Source organism: Gordonia liuliyuniae (assembly GCF_021738805.1).
In the GTDB taxonomy this organism is placed as follows: domain Bacteria; phylum Actinomycetota; class Actinomycetes; order Mycobacteriales; family Mycobacteriaceae; genus Gordonia; species Gordonia liuliyuniae.
The window spans coordinates 132465-148617 of the sequence record NZ_JAKKOR010000003.1 but is presented as its reverse complement, the minus strand read 5'-3'; the positions used below and the strand labels follow the sequence as shown (position 1 = coordinate 148617).

General features: G+C 68.7%; 10 protein-coding genes. 3 read left to right on the top strand and 7 right to left on the bottom strand.

Features of this window, described 5'->3' with window-relative positions:
• Positions 1-22 precede the first annotated feature (22 nt).
• Together L5G33_RS04655 and L5G33_RS04650 are read right to left on the bottom strand one after the other, a co-directional pair.
• On the bottom strand, positions 23-652 hold the full coding sequence (locus tag L5G33_RS04655; protein ID WP_236996988.1) for an LON peptidase substrate-binding domain-containing protein: 630 nt from the start codon (positions 650-652) through the stop codon (positions 23-25).
• On the bottom strand, positions 649-1326 hold the full coding sequence (locus tag L5G33_RS04650; protein WP_236996987.1) for a VOC family protein: 678 nt from the start codon (positions 1324-1326) through the stop codon (positions 649-651). Before L5G33_RS04650 ends, L5G33_RS04655 begins: the two co-directional genes overlap by 4 nt.
• An 81-nt stretch (positions 1327-1407) precedes the next feature.
• On the opposite strand from L5G33_RS04650, the gene L5G33_RS04645 reads away from it, so the two are divergent.
• Together L5G33_RS04645 and L5G33_RS04640 are read left to right on the top strand one after the other, a co-directional pair.
• Positions 1408-3192, top strand: coding sequence for an alpha/beta hydrolase (locus L5G33_RS04645; RefSeq protein ID WP_236996986.1), 1785 nt, complete (start codon positions 1408-1410; stop codon positions 3190-3192).
• Positions 3193-3247: 55 nt separating this feature from the next.
• Positions 3248-4105, top strand: coding sequence for a crotonase/enoyl-CoA hydratase family protein (locus tag L5G33_RS04640; RefSeq protein WP_236996985.1), 858 nt, complete (start codon positions 3248-3250; stop codon positions 4103-4105).
• 137 nt (positions 4106-4242) lie between these two features.
• On the opposite strand, the gene L5G33_RS04635 is transcribed toward L5G33_RS04640, so the two are convergent.
• Together L5G33_RS04635 and htpG are read right to left on the bottom strand one after the other, a co-directional pair.
• Entirely contained in the window at positions 4243-4698 is a 456-nt protein-coding gene (locus L5G33_RS04635; RefSeq protein ID WP_236996984.1) for a nitroreductase family deazaflavin-dependent oxidoreductase, read from the bottom strand.
• A 4-nt stretch (positions 4699-4702) separates the two neighbouring features.
• The gene (htpG, locus tag L5G33_RS04630; protein ID WP_265742511.1) at positions 4703-6625 is read right to left on the bottom strand and encodes a molecular chaperone HtpG; all 1923 of its coding nucleotides are present in this window, start codon (positions 6623-6625) and stop codon (positions 4703-4705) included.
• A gap of 81 nt (positions 6626-6706) precedes the next feature.
• Here htpG and L5G33_RS04625 point away from each other — a divergent pair, with 81 nt between their 5' ends.
• Complete coding sequence (locus L5G33_RS04625) at positions 6707-7480, top strand: PIG-L family deacetylase (RefSeq protein WP_236996983.1); 774 nt, start codon at positions 6707-6709, stop codon at positions 7478-7480.
• Positions 7481-7496: 16 nt separating this feature from the next.
• Here L5G33_RS04625 and recD read toward each other — a convergent pair whose 3' ends face one another.
• Genes recD through recC form a run of 3 tightly spaced genes read right to left on the bottom strand, consistent with a single transcriptional unit; the run spans position 7497 to position 16119 of the window.
• Entirely contained in the window at positions 7497-9362 is a 1866-nt protein-coding gene (recD, locus tag L5G33_RS04620) for an exodeoxyribonuclease V subunit alpha (protein ID WP_236996982.1), read from the bottom strand.
• Positions 9359-12742 carry a UvrD-helicase domain-containing protein gene (locus L5G33_RS04615; RefSeq protein WP_236996981.1) on the bottom strand — a complete coding sequence of 1128 codons (3384 nt, stop codon included), beginning with the start codon at positions 12740-12742 and terminating at the stop codon, positions 9359-9361. The genes recD and L5G33_RS04615 overlap by 4 nt, the downstream gene beginning before the upstream one ends.
• Positions 12739-16119, bottom strand: coding sequence for an exodeoxyribonuclease V subunit gamma (gene recC / locus L5G33_RS04610; protein ID WP_236996980.1), 3381 nt, complete (start codon positions 16117-16119; stop codon positions 12739-12741). The genes L5G33_RS04615 and recC overlap by 4 nt, the downstream gene beginning before the upstream one ends.
• Positions 16120-16153 lie beyond the last annotated feature (34 nt).

The following is a 16153-nucleotide window of genomic DNA, read 5'->3' as shown; positions in this document are numbered from 1 at the left end:
GAGGATAGCGGCCGATGAGGGTTCAGGCCTGGAGTCGGAATCGGAGTGCGGCGATCAGATCGTCGACAGCCGAGACGAGGTCGTCGACTCGTGACGCGGCGTCGGGCGCGGTCAGTGCGCGTTGCCGATCGGCGGCCCCGAGCGGCAGGTCCGAGGTCGCCCGGAAGCTCGCCTCCGTCGAGTCGAGCCCGGAGTAGTCGACGGGCTCGGCGAGCCACGACGCGGTCCGCCGGAGGTCGCGATCGCGACGGCCGCCCTGGCCGCACAGCAGTTGCAGCTGCGCTCGCCTCTCCATGAGCGCCGTCCAGTCTGGGTCCTCGCCGGGCGTGTCGGGGAGCCGCCGTGTCCGTGCGTTCGGATACGGCTTGTCCGGCAGCCATTCGTCGACGACGATCCGGTGGACGCCGACACAGAGCAACGAGTGTCGGCGGGGGCCGGTCGGTGTCCAGTCGTCCACGCGGGCGAGCGTCCCCACGGCGGACCGGGTGTCGCCCCCGCCCACTTCGGAGCCGCGTTCGATGAGCACGACGCCGAACGTCGAGTCACCGGCGAGCACCTCGTCGAACATCGTCGCGTATCGCGGTTCGAACACGCGCAGCGGCAGCTGCTCACCCGGCAGCAGCACCGACCCGAGGGGGAACATCGCGGTCATGACGGATCGTCGGACCTCGGTGACTGCTCGATGAGCAGTGTCGGCGTTCCCAGGACTCGTTCGCGGACGGTGCAGACGCGAGTCCCGGGTTTGCGGCCGACCCGCACCTCGCTGGTGTCCAGCCCTGCTTCGACGAGTCGCTCCTGCTCGGCGTCGATGTCGTCGGTCAGCCATGCGATGCCGCCGAAAAGCTCGCGCTCAGCCATCGCCGGCCCGGCGACCACTTCGACGACGAGCGTCGACGTCCGGAAGAAGAGTTGCACCAATTCGTCTCCGAGCGGACGGACACGCCGCAGGCTCATCCCGAACCGGCCCGCGTACAACGCGATCGCGGCGTCCTCGTCGCGGTGGGTGAGAACGATGTGATCGAGCACCGGGCCATCCGGTCGCGGTCGAGTCAATTCGGTGACCCCGATCGACACCTCTCCAGTGGGCGACAGACCCCGGCGTGCGAGTTCCGCCCGTGCCCGGGCCTCGTCGGCGACGACGAAGTCGATCGACAGATCCGCGTCGGCGTCGCGCAGGAGGACAGTTCCGTTCGCCGCCGCCCATTCACCATCGGATACCGGAGCACCGAGCAGGATCTGGTAGGCGCGCGTCGAGGCCCGCTGGTCGGCGACGGGGATCCCCAGGCGGACGTCGGACACGCCGATCGGATCGTTCGAATTGCTCACGGCCCCATGGTTGCACACTGCTTGTGACCTGAAGTGCCCGTTCTGTCTCCGCTCCCCGTAGCGTTATGACCCTCGTACCGTATGACCAGCGTGCTCACCCGCACACTCACAGGAGGCGACGTGCCCGTTGACACCCAGGCTGTACCGGACGGCCCCGATCCTATCGAGGCGGGTCCAGGCGAGACAGACACAGTCGAGGCCGGAGCCGGGCGGTCCCGAGTCGCACGGTGGGCAGTGACGTACGGGTCGCGCCTGTCGTTCACCGGGGCGGTGATTGCGACCGTCTTCCTGTGGCTGTCGGCCACGCCGTCTCTTCTGCCGCGCGGACCGTTGTTCCAAGGTGTCGTGAGTGCGGGCGCTGCCGCCGTCGGATACATGATCGGTGTGTTCTTCGCCTGGCTGGCGCGCTACCTCGTCTCGCGCACGGAACCGTGGCCGCGGCCGCGCCGCATCGCGTGGGTCGCACTCGGCGCGATCGCTGCGATCGGGACCGCGGTGATGCTCTACTGGTACGCCCGGTGGCAGGACGAACTCCGCGATCTGATGGGTGTGGCGCGCCTGTCGTGGGGAGCATATCCGCAGATCCTGGTGATCGCACTGGTGGCGTTCGCGCTTCTGATCGCGGTCGGTCAGGCGTGGGGCGCGCTGGTCCGCATGTTGACGCGACGCTTGAGCAGGCATGTGCCGCCGCGGATCTCGGCGGCAGTGTCCGTCGCCGTGGTCGTGGTGCTCAGCATGGTGTTCGTCAACGACGTCGTCGCCAAGAACACCATGCAATTGCTCAATTCGACGTTCGCCGCCGTCAACGAGGAGTCGACCCCCGATTCGGAGCCGCCGACGTCACCGCTGCGGTCGGGCAGTCCCGAGTCGCTGGCGAGTTGGGAGAGTCTCGGCAGGATGGGGCGGGCGTTCGTCTCCACGGGGCCGTCCAGGGAGGAGATCAGCGAGTTCAACGGCTCCCCGGCCGAAGAGCCGATACGCGTCTACTCCGGAATCGAGTCGGCGCGCGACATCACCGCGGCCGCCGACCTGGCCGCGCGGGAACTGGTGCGGGCCGGCGGGCTCGACCGGAAGGTGATCGGTGTCGCGTCCACGACCGGGACCGGGTGGATCAACCGAGCGAATCCGGACTCACTCGAATACATGTACAACGGCGACACCGCCATGGTCTCGATGCAGTATTCGACGTTGCCGAGTTGGTTGTCGTTCCTGGTAGATCAGGAGCGCGCGCGAGAAGCAGGCCGCGCCCTCTTCGAAGCGGTCGACGAGGTGGTGCGCCGACTTCCCGAAGCAGAGCGCCCCAAGGTCGTCGTGTTCGGCGAGAGCCTCGGATCGTTCGCAGGCGAGTCGCCGTTCGGTTCCATACCGACGATGGCTGCTCGCACCGACGGCGTCCTTCTGACCGGGCCAACGTTCAGCAACACCTTGTGGCGGGACACGACGGACGATCGTGACGACGGCTCGCCGGAGTACCTCCCGGTGGTCGACGACGGCGAACGAGTTCGTTTCATCTCCGACGCATCCGATCTCGACGAGCCTGCGGGCCTGCCGTGGGCGAGCCCCCGCATCGTGTATCTGCAGCACGCGTCCGACCCGATCTCGTGGTGGTCCCCGGATCTGATCCTGTCCGAACCGGACTGGCTCGACGAACAGCGCGGCCCCGACGTCCTGGCCGCCACCCGGTGGATTCCGTTCGTCACGTTCCTACAGGTGGCCGCGGACATGGCCGTGTCCGTCGACGTCCCAGACGGCCACGGTCACAATTACCTCGCCGCGATCCCGAAGGCGTGGACGAAGATCCTGCAACCGGACGGTTGGACCGACGCAGACACCGACCGTCTGCTTCCCCGCCTGTCTCGCGACTGAGCTATCGGAGCGAGCTGACGAGGCATGACATCTACTAGCGAGTAACATACGAGGAATGAGCAACGAAGTGAGCGCAACCGATTACCGCGACAGCGACCAGTATCAGGCCTTCGACGTGGCCGTCGCCGACCACGTCGCCGAGGTGACGTTGATCGGACCCAACAAGGGCAACGCCATGGGCCCGGACTTCTGGTCTGAACTCGTCCCGCTGTTCAACGGCATCGACTCCGACCCGGACGTGCGGTCCGTCGTCGTCACCGGATCGGGCAAGCACTTCTCGTTCGGGCTGGACCTGCCCGCGATGAGCGGCGACTTCGGCCCCGTTCTGGGACCCGACGCAAAGGCCGGTCCCCGCACTGACTTCCACAACATGATCAAGCGCATGCAGACCGGCATCAACGCGGTCGCCGACTGTCGCAAGCCTGTCGTCGCCGCGATCTCCGGATGGTGCATCGGCGGCGGCGTCGACTTGATCACGGCCGCCGACATTCGAGTGGCGAGTGCCGACGCCAAGTTCAGCGTGCGTGAGGTCCGCGTTGCAATCGTCGCCGACATGGGCTCGCTGGCTCGTCTGCCGCGGATCATCGGCGACGGCCACATGCGCGAGCTCGCCCTGACCGGTAAGGACATCGACGCCGCACGCGCCGAGAAGATCGGCTTGGTCAACGACGTCTACGACGACCAGGACGCGGTGCTCGCCGCGGCCCGACAGATCGCCGCCGAGATCGCCGCCAACCCGCCGCTCGTCGTCCAGGGCGTCATGGACGTGCTCGACCATTCGCGTAGCGCCGCAGTCGACGACAGTCTCCGCTACGTCGCCGCGTGGAACGCCGCATTTTTACCGAGCAACGACCTCACCGAAGCCATCACCTCGGTGTTCGAGAAGCGTCCGCCGCAGTTCAAGGGCGAATAAGCGCGAGCTGCCGAACCCGCCTGTGCCCTGGGCGCGAGTTTGTGCCCAGGGCATCGGATTGTGCCGAGGCCCCGGACCTGAGCACAAACTCGTGCCCTGGGCGCAACCCCACCACGGCCCCGGTGACGCTCCGGGGCTCAGCCCGGCGACAGCCGGAAGACAGGGATGACGCGGGCGGTGCGCTGCTCGTACAGGTCGAAGTTCGGCCACACCGACCGCAGAGTCTCCCACGCGTCGGCGCGGGCGTCGCCGCTGAGCTCGACGGCGGCGAACTCCCGGCCGTCGATCGTGACCGAGCCCGCGCCCCGCACGTTGTACACCCAGGCGGGGGCCTTCGGGCCACCGAAGTACGAGCCGGCAATCAGCCAGTCGTCGCCCTCCGGAACCGCCAGCAACGTGGTGGTCCGCGGTGCACCACTCTTGCGCCCGACGACCGTCATCGTCACGCTCGGGAGCCCCGCGATCCACAACAGATCGCGGCGTCCACCGCTCGCCTTCTGGATCAGTCCGTCCGTCTTCACGATGGTCGGCAGAAGCTTCGGCATCCACGAGATGGACCCGATCTTGATGGCGAGCGGTGTCAGCAATCCCACGATGTCAGCCCAACGACTCGGTGAGTTGATCGGCGATCAGCCGAGCGACTGACGCCGGATCCTGCAGCTCGCCGCCCTCGGCCAACACCGCCGAGGCATAGACGAGCGACGCGGCCGAATCGAGGCCCGCCCGTTCCTCCGACGCGGCCGCCTTCTCGAGCAGACGCGTGACCAGCGCATGATTCGGATTCAACTCCAGAATTCGCTTACTGTGCGGGACCGGCTGGCCGGACGCACGGTAGAGCTTCTCCAACTGCGGCGTCATCGAGAACTCGTCCCCGACGAGGCAGGCGGCCGAGTCGGTCAGGCGAGACGTGAGCCGCACCGACGAGACCTCGTCGGCGAGAGACTCGCCCAACCAGTCGAGCAGCGGTTTGAACTCCTCGTTCTGCGCGTCGTCGATCTTGTCGGCGTCATCGCCTTCCAGATCGACGACGCCCTTCGCGACCGACACCAGCTTCGTGCCGTCGAACTCGCCGACGGCCCCGACCCACACCTCGTCCACCGGGTCGGACAGGAGCAGCACCTCGATCCCCTTGGCGCGGAACGCTTCCAGGTGGGGGCTCGACTCGATCTGAGTGCGCGACTCGCCGGTCATGTAGTAGATGACGTCCTGGCCGTCGGCCATCCGGGTCACGTAGTCGGCGAGGCGCGTCTGCTCGGTTTCTGACTGCGTCGACGCGAACATCGACGCCTTGAGGATCGCCTGCGCGTTGTCGGCGTCGTTGACCAGGCCTTCCTTGAAGGCGCGGCCGAAGTTCTCCCAGAACGTCTTGTAATCGTCGGGCCGGGTGTCGGCGATCTCCTGGACGGTGGAGATGACCTTCTTGACGAGGCGACGACGGATGGCGCGGATCTGCCTGTCCTGCTGCAGAATCTCACGAGACACGTTCAACGACAGGTCAGCGGCGTCCACCACGCCCTGCACCCACCGCAGGTACTCGGGCATCAGTTCGTCTGCGTCGTCCATGATGAACACGCGCTTGACGTACAGGTGGATGCCGCTGGACCGTTCGCGCATGAACAGGTCGAACGGTGCCTGCGTCGGAATGAACAGCAGCGCTTGATATTCGAAGGTGCCTTCGGCGTGCAGGGAGATCGTCTCGAGCGGTTCGTCCCACGCGTGCGAGACGTGCCGGTAGAAGTCGGCGTACTCCTCGTCGCTGACCTCACTCTTACTCTTGGACCACAGCGCCTTCTGCGAGTTCAACGTCTCGTCGACGGGCTCGGCCGGTTCCGGCGTGTCGTCGCCGTCAGTCGGCTCGGTCGGCTCGGTCGGCTCGCTCAGCATCCGGATCGGCCACGCGATGAAGTCCGAGTACTTCTTCACCAGCTGCCGCAGCACGAAGCGATCGGTGTAGTCGTTGACCGCGTTCTCCTCGTCGACCGGGCTCAACGCGAGGGTGATGCTCGTCCCCTGCGGAGCGTCGTCGACGTCGTCGATCGTGTAGGTGCCGTCGCCGGTCGACGACCAGCGGGTGCCGACGCTCTCGCCGGCCTTACGCGTCACCAGGGTGACTTCGTCGGCGACCATGAACGTCGAGTAGAAACCGACGCCGAACTGTCCGATGAGTTCCTCCGACGCCGCCTTGTCAGCTTCGGCGAGGGTACGGCGCAGTTCCGCCGTCCCCGACTTGGCGACCGTGCCGATGAGGTCGATCACCTCGTCGCGCGACATGCCGATACCGTTGTCGGAAATCGTCAGCGTGCGCGCCTGCGCGTCCGGCGTCAATCGGATGTGAAGGTCGGAGATATCAGCACCGAGGTCCTTGTCGGTCAACCCCTCGATTCGCAGTTTGTCGAGCGCGTCCGACGCGTTCGAGATCAGCTCCCGCAGGAAGCTGTCTTTGTTCGAATAGATCGAATGGACCATCAGGTCGAGCAGTTGGCGTGCCTCCGCCTGAAACTCGTGTACCTGTGACGACAACGCTGTTCTCCTCTCTCGGCCCGAAATGGGGCCAGTACCGCCGATCGGCAGATCCGAGTTTACCTTCGACCTGCGCGTACGATGGACGCCGTGTCCGACATAGTCCGCGCAGTGTTCGTCCACGCCCACCCCGACGACGAGTCACTGTGGACCGGTGGTGCGATAGCCGCGCACATTGCGCGCGGAGGCGACGCCGACCTGGTCACCGCCACATGGGCTCCGGGAACCCACCGTCACCGCGAGCTGCTCGACGCGGCACGCGAACTCGGTCTACCGCGCCCGCCGATCACCCTCGGGTACGCCGACAGCATGGTTCCCGAGTCCGCACCCGATGCGCCGTCGGTGCTCGAGGTTCCATTCGATGAGCAGGTCGCGCTTCTCGTCGCACAGATCCGCCTGCTCCGCCCCCAGATACTCGTCACCTACGACGCCTTCGGCATCTACGGCCACCCGGACCACATCCACGTCAACCGACTCGTGTGCGCGGCGGCCGATGCCGCGCCGCTCGTGCACTACCGGCCCGAGAGCGGCCAGCCGTGGCAGGTGAAGTCGTTGTACTTCGCAACGATCCCGGTGACCGTCGTCAACCTTCTACGCCCCTACCTGCCCGACGAACGACACCTGCCGATCATCGGAACCCCCGACGCCGACATCGACCTGGTCCTCGACGTCCAATCCCAGCTGGGCGCCAAGATCCGCGCAATCTACTCCCACAAGACGGAGATGAAACGCAGCGCCTCCATGCGCAACTTCGCCTCCGTGCCCGCCGAACCGCAACGCCAGTTCCTCGGGCGGGAGGCGTACACACGTCGCGACCTCGTGCCCGGCGGCGCAGAGCTGGCGCCGGAAGCCTAGTGTCCGGCGGGAACGCCTAAGCGCCGACCTCGCGCAGCTGGGTGCGGAGGCCGCTGGCGCGGGCGACGCGGCGACCGACAGCGGCGCGCAGTGCGTCAGGTGTGCCGACGATCCGCACCCGGTCGCGAGCACGGGTGATCGCGGTGTAGAGCAGTTCGCGCGTCAGCAGCTCGGCGTCCGCGGGCGGCAGGACGACGGTGACCTCCGAGAACTGACTCCCCTGGCTGCGGTGAATCGTCATCGCATACACCGGAACGACGTCGCCCAATTGGCTCGGGTGAAGCTTCTTCACATCGTCGCCCCGCTCGAACACCGCGGCGAGCGAATCGCCATCGGCGATCACCACGCCGGAGTCGCCGTTGTACACGCCTTGTGCACGGTCGTTCGCGGTCACCAGCAGCGGTTCCCCGGCGTACCAATCCCCATTCGACGACACCCCGCCGAGTTCCTCGGTCGTCCATCCCAGGATCCGCCGCGACCAGCCGGCCACCCCGAACCGACCGTCGCGGTGCGCGCACAGCACCCGGTGCGACCTCAGCGCGGCGACCGCGGCCGCCGCGTCCCCCGTCCTGGCGGCCGCACGCAGATCACGCGCCCAACCGACGAGACTCGACCGCACTCCGTCGATGTCGGCCGGGTCGACGAGTGTCACCGTCGGGTCATCTCCCGGCTCGCCGTCTCCCGCCCGGCGTTCGCCTGCGACCAGTTCGAGCACGCGGTCCGCGTCGCCCGCGTTGACGGCTTCGGCGACGTCACCGATCCGGTTGCCGAACCGGTGGCCGCGCCGCAATGTGATCACGCCGTGCGCGAGAGCCGTCCGCTCGGAGTCAGTGAAGTCTCCGTCGTCGATCGACGCCGCCTCCCGGAACGCTGCGGACAGTTCGGCGGCCTCGGTCACCTCGACGCCTCGGTCGACGAGATCGGCCAGGACGGCGCCTGCCTCGACCGACACGAGTTGGTGCGGGTCGCCCACCAGGATCAGGCGGGTGTCACTGCGCAACGACTCCAGCAGACGGCACATCATGGTCACCGGCAGCATCGACGTCTCGTCGACGACGACGACGTCGAACGGGAGCCGATTGCCCGCCCCGCGCACGAACGTGCCGTCCGGACGGGAACCGAGAAGGCGGTGGACCGTGACCGCCTTCGGGTCACTGTGCAGCCTGCGGTGCGTCTGACTGTACTCGCCGATCACCGTCTGCAGCTGGGCGGCGGCACGCCCGGTCGGCGCGCAGAGTCCGATCCGCACATCGTCACCGAGCAACGTCTCCATCATCGCGAGTATCCGCGCGACGGTGTACGTCTTTCCGGTCCCTGGTCCGCCCGCGAGCACCGTCGTCCAGCTCGTCGCGGCGAGCGCAGCCGCCGCCCGCTGCCGGTCGTAGCCGGAGTCCTCGGTGGCACCGAAGGACGCTTCGATCGCGCCGCCAACCGCGGCCGCGTCCATCTCGGGTCGACCGGACGCCCGCGCGTCCAGAATCCGTCGGACGCTCTGCTCCTGTCGGAAGTACTTGCGCAGGTACAGGAGCGGGCCGTCCGCCGACTCGGCGAGCGCGAGCGGCTGCAACGGCCCGGTCGGGGCACCCGTCACCAATTCCGACGCGGCGAGCGCGCGGACCATCCGGTCGACCGGCGGCCACGGCAGCGCGCGCGCCTCGTCGTCGCCGCGGTCTGCGATGGTCTCGGTGATTCGGTCGAGCTGAACGCACGTCGACCCGGTGCGCACCGCGCGAACGGCCAACGCCGTCGCGAGCAGCACGTCGTCGGCCACCGTCGTCCCGGACAGCGCGGCCACCCGCCGTGCCACATGAACGTCGGACGCGGTCAGCACGCCTGCCGCGTTGAACGATGCGAGGATCCCGTCCTCGGAGGCGACGATCATGCCCGATCCTCCTTCTCTCCGGCCAGGAGCTTGCTCATGGCGACGACGAGGCCCGGCGACATCGTCCACTCGAACACGCCACAGCCGGGCGGCGTCGATGGCCCGGCCATGCCACGCACGAAGTGGTATTGGACCGGGCCCAGATGTTCGGCCGGACGGTAGCCAGGTAGCCGACTCGTCAGATACCGATGCAATGCGACCGAGTACAGGAGCGCCTGCAGTGGGTAGTGCGCGCTCATCATCTCCTGCGCCATCGCGTCGCGGCCGAAGTCTTCGACGGCGAGATCGCCCGGCCGCAAGCGGTTCGTCTTGTAGTCAACCACTACGAACCGCCCCTCCGGCGTCCGCAGGACCGAATCGATGCTGCCGGTGAGGAAGCCGCGGAAGCGGTCGCCGGAGACCGTGCGGACCAGGTCCGCGTACGGCGCGAGCAGATCGTCGGCGGGCAGGTGCCGCGCCAACAGGTCGCCGACCTCATCGAGGCCGAAACCGCCGTCGACCGACGACAGCGGCAGCTCGAAATCCATCTCGGCGAGACGGTCCCGGGGCCCGATGCTCCACAGGTCCCCGAAACCGAGCGGGGTGGTCAACACGGCGACGAGTGCCGCGGCCAGCACATCGACGTCGATGTCGACGCCGCGCCGGGCCGCGCCGGCAACGGTGAGTTCGTGGACGTGTACATCGATGTCGGCTACCGAGGTGTCGACGTGTTCGAGGACCTCGTGCACCAGAGTGCCGAAACCAGCGCCGAACGGGAGCCCGTTCATCGGAGACGGCGTGCCGACCGCCGAATCCGTCCCACTGCCCGTCGGGTCTGCGTCGCCGACTGTGGGATCCGGTCCGTCTGCGGGCTCGTCGGACCGCTCGTCGACGTCCGGTTCGCTGCCGGTGCCGATCACGCCGGTCCCGGCGTCCGGGTGGGCCGCCGCGTGCGCCGCCGCCACGATCGCCGAATACGAGGTACGACGCCATCCGTCGTCGATCCGTCGGGTGAACCGGGCGACCGCGAGTGTGGGCGCCGGCCCCGTGTCGGCGGCGCGCGGCGCACGCACGCCGCCGTGCCTGCCCGCTGGCTCGACGACGATCGACCGGTCCACCGCGGCGACCTGCCGGAGAACCCCGACACAGTCGATGTCCTCGGCCGGGACGGACACAGTGTCCGGGATCGGCGAGTTCCCGCCGTCGCGCGCGGCGATCTGTCGTTCTCCGACGGTGAACAACAGACGATGCAACGCGCCGCGCGGCGTCGTCGTGCTCGGCGCCCACCACAACACGAGCTGGGAACGCGCACGGGTCGCCGCGACGTAGAGCAGGCGCAGGTCCTCGCCCGCGCTCTCGGACCGTGCTCGGCCGTCGCGCCGGGCGTACCCGCGTGCCTGTTTGCCCGCCACGTCGAGATACCGTTCGTCGTCGTCCTCGTGGTAAACGAAGGTCGCGGGATTGACGCGGGTCGCGCCGTCCCAGCCGAACGGCACGTAGACGATCGGGAACTCGAGCCCCTTGCTCGCGTGAACCGTCATGATCTGGACCGCCGCGGTGTCCCGGTCCAGACGTCGGGTGGCGTCGCCGCGCCCGGACCATTGAGAGCGGCCCGCGACCTGCTCGCCGAGCCAGTCGACGATCGACGACAGCCCGCTGCCGGTGTCGGCGACGCGCCTGTTGCACACGTCGGCGACCTGCCGGACGTCGGTGAGCAGCCGTTCGCCGCCTGCGGACCCGAGGATTCGCTGCGCAGTGTCGAACTCGTCGAACAGTCGGGCGGCCATCGCCGCGAACCCGCCGTCGACGAATACGCGGCCGAGTTCGCCGAACTGGCCTGCCAAGGTCCCGATGCCGGTGTCCCCCTGTGATTCCAAGCTCTCGGCGGTGTGACCGATGAGGGGGGTCAACGCGGCGAGCCGCACCCGCGGTTGCCGCGCCGGATGGTCGATCGCAGTCAATACGTGCCACCAGTGGCGCGCCGCGTCGGTCGCGAACACCGAGGTGCCCGAGGTGACGACGGACGCGACGTCCCGCTCGGACAGCTTCCGTTGCAGCGGCTCGATCGTCCGGTTGGCGCGCAACAGCACCGCGATGTCGCCTGGCTCCACTCGCCGTGTCCGACCGTCGACGTCGATCGTGGTGTCGGACGCGAGGAGTGCGGCGATGTCGGCCGCGACGTCGTCGATCACGTTCTCCCGCACCTGCGCGACGCGCGGGGTGGTCCCATCCTTCGTGAAGTCGGTGAACTGGTTCTTCGTGAACCCGCGGATGCGGACGGCGGGCGCACCGTGGATGCGGCTGCCCGCGTGATGCGCCTGCACCGGGTGGAACGCGATGTCGCGGTGCCCGAACGTCGCGCCGCCGAACAACACGCCGAGACCGTCGACGACCGACTCGTCGGACCGGCGGTTCACAGTCAGGAGACGACGGTCCTCGGCCGTTTCGACGGCGTTCAGATAGCTGAGCACTTCGGCGCCGCGAAACGCGTAGATCGACTGTTTGGGGTCGCCGACCAGGACCAACGGCAGATGCCCGTGAAAGCAGCGGCGAACGATCTCCCACTGCTGTGGGTCGGTGTCCTGGAATTCGTCGATCAGGACGACCTCGAAGTGGTCGCGGATGCGCGCGCACGCGAGTTCGCCGATGTCCGGGTCGGTGACGATCTCGAACAGCGTGTTCTGCAGGTCGTCGTAGGTGCGGAGCCGCGCGAGGCGTTTGCGCCGCTGGGTCTGCCGACGTACGTGTTCGGCCATCCGCACACGCAGGTCCGACTCGTCGGTCCGCTCGTCGTCACGGGTGGGCGCGAGGATCGCGTTCGCGTTCCGGACCGCGGCGCGCGCGATCTCCACCGACTCGTCGAAGCCCGGAGCGTCGTCGGGGTCGCCGGCGAACCGGGCCAGGTAGGCGTCGCGGGCCACGTCGTCGACGATGTCGTCGACGTCCTCCACGATCGGATACTGCTGTTCGCGGCCGCCGAGGAAGCCGAGCGCCGCCAGCATGCGGTTGCAGAAGGTGTGCGTCGTCGCCACCGTCGCCGCGTCGAAGTCCGACAGCGCCGCGACGAGACGCCGCCGTCGAACCGCCACCTCGTCGTCGGGGGCGTCGAACAGCCAGGCGACTAGATCGTCCTCGAGTGTCAGGCTGTCCGCGCGCTCGCCGCTGGCGGGGAAGGCGGCCAGGCATTCGGTGAGCCGGGTTCGCATCCGGTCGCGGAGTTCGGCGGAGGCCGCGTTCGAGAACGTCGCCATCAGGAGTTTCGAGGCCGGCACGCCTTCGGCGATGTGACGGACGGCGACCGACACGATCGCGTACGTCTTACCGGTGCCGGCGCTGGCTTCCAGGACGGTGGTGCCGCGCGGTAGCGGCGCCCGTAGGTCGAAGGCGGTCGGCGCGGTCATCGGTCCTCCTCGTTACGTCGGAGCGGCCCGAACACGGCGGCGGCCAAACGCACGTACATCGGCGTCGTAGGCGTTCCAGGCAGCCATTGCTCGACGCTGCTCAACGCCGACGGATCCGGTAGGGAAACGCACAATTCGTCGAAGCTCACATGTGCACCGGGGTCGCCGTGGAACACCAGACCGGCGTACCGGTTCGGATCGCTGTACGACGAGCGGTACGCCCACGACGCGCGGTTCATGGCGCGTCGCTCGTTGCCGGATCTGTCGAACTCGGCCGCCGCGGCCTCGGCGGCCTCCAACGTCAGCCCTATCGGCGCGGTCAGACCGGCGTCGCGAATCGCGACCAGGACCGCGAGGATCTCGCTCGCGTCGCGGGGCGCGGCCAGTCTGCTCATGCGGGCGGACGGGCGGAAGCCGCCCGTGCCGCCGACGACCACGGCTTCGGGGTCGACGACCGCCCCGGACGCGGCCATCGCCAGCACCCGGATCCACGCGGCGAGACGATGTTTGGCGCCGAGCCGCGAATAGCTGACCGGGACCAGGCGCCCGTCGAACACGTCGCCGACCGTCCCGTAGAGCCGTCGTCCGCCCGGCAGGTCGACGCGGACGTCGACGGCGTCGGCCGAATCAGACCGGTAGCCGTGCGCTGCGGTCGCGACGGCTTGGGCCTTGTCGCGGATTGGTCCGAACACCGCGGTGCCGAACGCGAACGGCGGCAGAGTGCCGCGACGGAGTTCGGCGCCTTGTGCCGCGACGGGGTCTCGCCCGTCGAGCAGCGCCTGCAGATACCGGTTGCCGACCCCCCACTTCTCAAGCCCGTCCAGCGAGACCGCGAGTTGGTCTGGGTACTCTTCGGCCTCCTCCGGGATGCCGAGCCCGAGGCGTTGGCGGGCGAAGCCCTCCACCGGCGCGGACAGGAAGGCGATCAGTTCGTCAAGGTCGACGTCGCTGAGTGCGGGCGGGCCCGGCCGCGCGTCGGAGACCCGCGGCAGCGCCGGGGCCGGCAGCTCCGATCTGGTCGCGTCCCGTAACGCGCAGGCACCCGACAGGAGCGTCGGGTCGAAGCTCAGCGGTCCGCGGCCGTCAACGTCCACGAAGTTCCGCTCGTCGAACGCGTGCAGTGTATGCCGGTGCACCACCGGCGACTCCGCGTCTGAACCACGGGAGTCGCGGCCGACGACGACGTCGACGGCGTCGAGGAGTTCGCTGACGACGACGGCGGGCGGCAGTCGGGTTCCGGTCAACGGGTCGGCGCCCGTGTAGAAGACGAGCAGGTGCTCACCGGCTGCGCATATTGCGTCCAAGAAGGTCTGGCGGTCCTCGTCCCGCCGGTCCCGTTCCCCGACAAGCGGGCGCACGGCGAGCGCGTCGTCACCGTCGAGGGCGCCCGGACGGGGGTAGACGCCGGTGTCCATGCCGAGCAGGGCGATCACCCGGTGCGGCACCGATCTCATCGGCACCATCGAGCACACGGTGAGCTCGCCGGTGCAGAAGTTCGACCTCGTCGGCCGGGCCGCCACCAGTCCCGCGATGAGGTCGCGTACGTCGCCGAGTTCGAGTTCGGTTCCGGCTCCGTCGTCGTCGACGGTGAGCGCGTCGCCGATCATCCCGACCGCTTGGGCGCGCTGCCATTCGCCATCGTCGGTGACATCGGTCAATGCGTCGACCGCGCCGTTCAGCAGGTCGGCCCAGTCGCCGATGGTGTGCCGGTCGGCGACAGCGCTGGCGATCGTCGCGAGGCGGTCGCACAGTTCGGCGAAACGTCCCACGAGGTCGGTGTCGGTGGAGTCGATGCCCGCGAGCGGCAGCGCGGTGGCCAGCCACTCGTTCTCGGACTCTTCGGCGACGACGCCCAACAGCATCCGATCCAGGCCGGTCGCGACGGTGCCCTGCGGGAAGCCGCCGAGGCCGAACCGTTCGCGCTGTGTCGAATCGAGCCCCCACCGGACACCGGATCTGCGAATCCAGCTCGCGAGGGAGTCGATGTCGGCGTCGGTGAATCCGAAACGTGCCCGCACCGGCGGCGAGGACGCGAGGTCGAGGAGTTCGCCGGACCGGACGCGACCGGCGGCGAGGTCGAGGGTTCGTGCCACGACGTCGAGGACCGCATTGGACTCGCGGAGCCCGCGGTCGGCGAGTCGGACGCGCAACTTGTATGCGGGATGGTGCATCCCGGTCTGACCGAACGCGCCGCGGATGAGAGGTGCATACGATTCGACGTCCGGGCACATAACGAGCACGTCGCGGGGTTCGAGAGTCGGATCGTCGGCGAACAGGTGCAGCAGACTGTCCCGCAACACTTCGACTTGCCGCTCGGCTCCGTGGCAGGCGTGCACTTGGACCGACTCGTCCGGCGGTGTCGTCATCGGAGCGAGGCGGTCGTCACGGAGTCCGTCCTGCAGCGCGCCCAACACGGTGTCCGGGCGCGGACTCCCGTCGTGGTGCACGTCGTCGCCGATCGACGGCGCCAGTGTCTCCTGCATCTCCTGAACGTCTCGGGAGAGCGCGGCGAGCAGAGGGTGGCCGGCTGCGGCACCGTCTCGCGACTCGCGTGCGAGCCGCAGGCCCGGCCGATTCGGGCCAGCCGACTGCTGCCCCGAACTGCTCTTGGCGATCGTGCGCCACAGCGCGTCCGACGGGTGCGGGAGGTACAGCGACACGTCCCGGTGGACGGCGAGCGCGTCCAGCACCGCGTGCAGGGTCTGCGGGATGCGAGTCGGCCCGAACAGGGACAGCCGTTCGGGGAAGTCGACGACGCCCGGGTCTTCGCGCAGACGCTCGGTGAGTCCGGCCAGGTCTTCGGCCGGATGCGGGCGCCCCACCTGTTCTCGGACCAGGCGCCAGAACCACGGTTGCCACCGCAGGTGGGGAGCGAGCTCGGCGCCCGCACCATCCGTGTCGCGGCCTGCGGCCCAGTCGGCGATCATCGATGGCCGCTGCCAGCCGTATGCGCCGAACAGGCCGGCGATGGTCGCGGCGGTCGAGAAGCGTCTGCCGCGTCGTAGGTCCGCTCGCTCGGCGTCGCCGGTGACTCCGATGTGCGCGGCGAGCACCGCCAGGCGCTCGTCGCCGATGTGCTCGTCGAGGACCCGCAGGACGGGCCACCTCAGCCGATCGGCGTACCAGGCCTGTGCCTCGTCGGGGTCGTCGGCGAGGACGGCGGTCGCCTGCCGTAGCAGTGACGACGGCGAATCGAACGCGATGTTGGCTGCGATCCCCAACTGCAGCGACAACTGTTGCCCCAGCCATCTCTCCACGCCGCGCTCGGGAACGGCGATCACCTCGGTCGCCATCGGGTCGGCCAGCGGGGTGGTGAGGACGTCGGCCAGCACCGCCACCAGAGTGTCGGCCCGCTCGGCACGGTGCACCGTCAACATGTCAGCTCCTCCCCGCCTGTCTGTCGTTACCGGC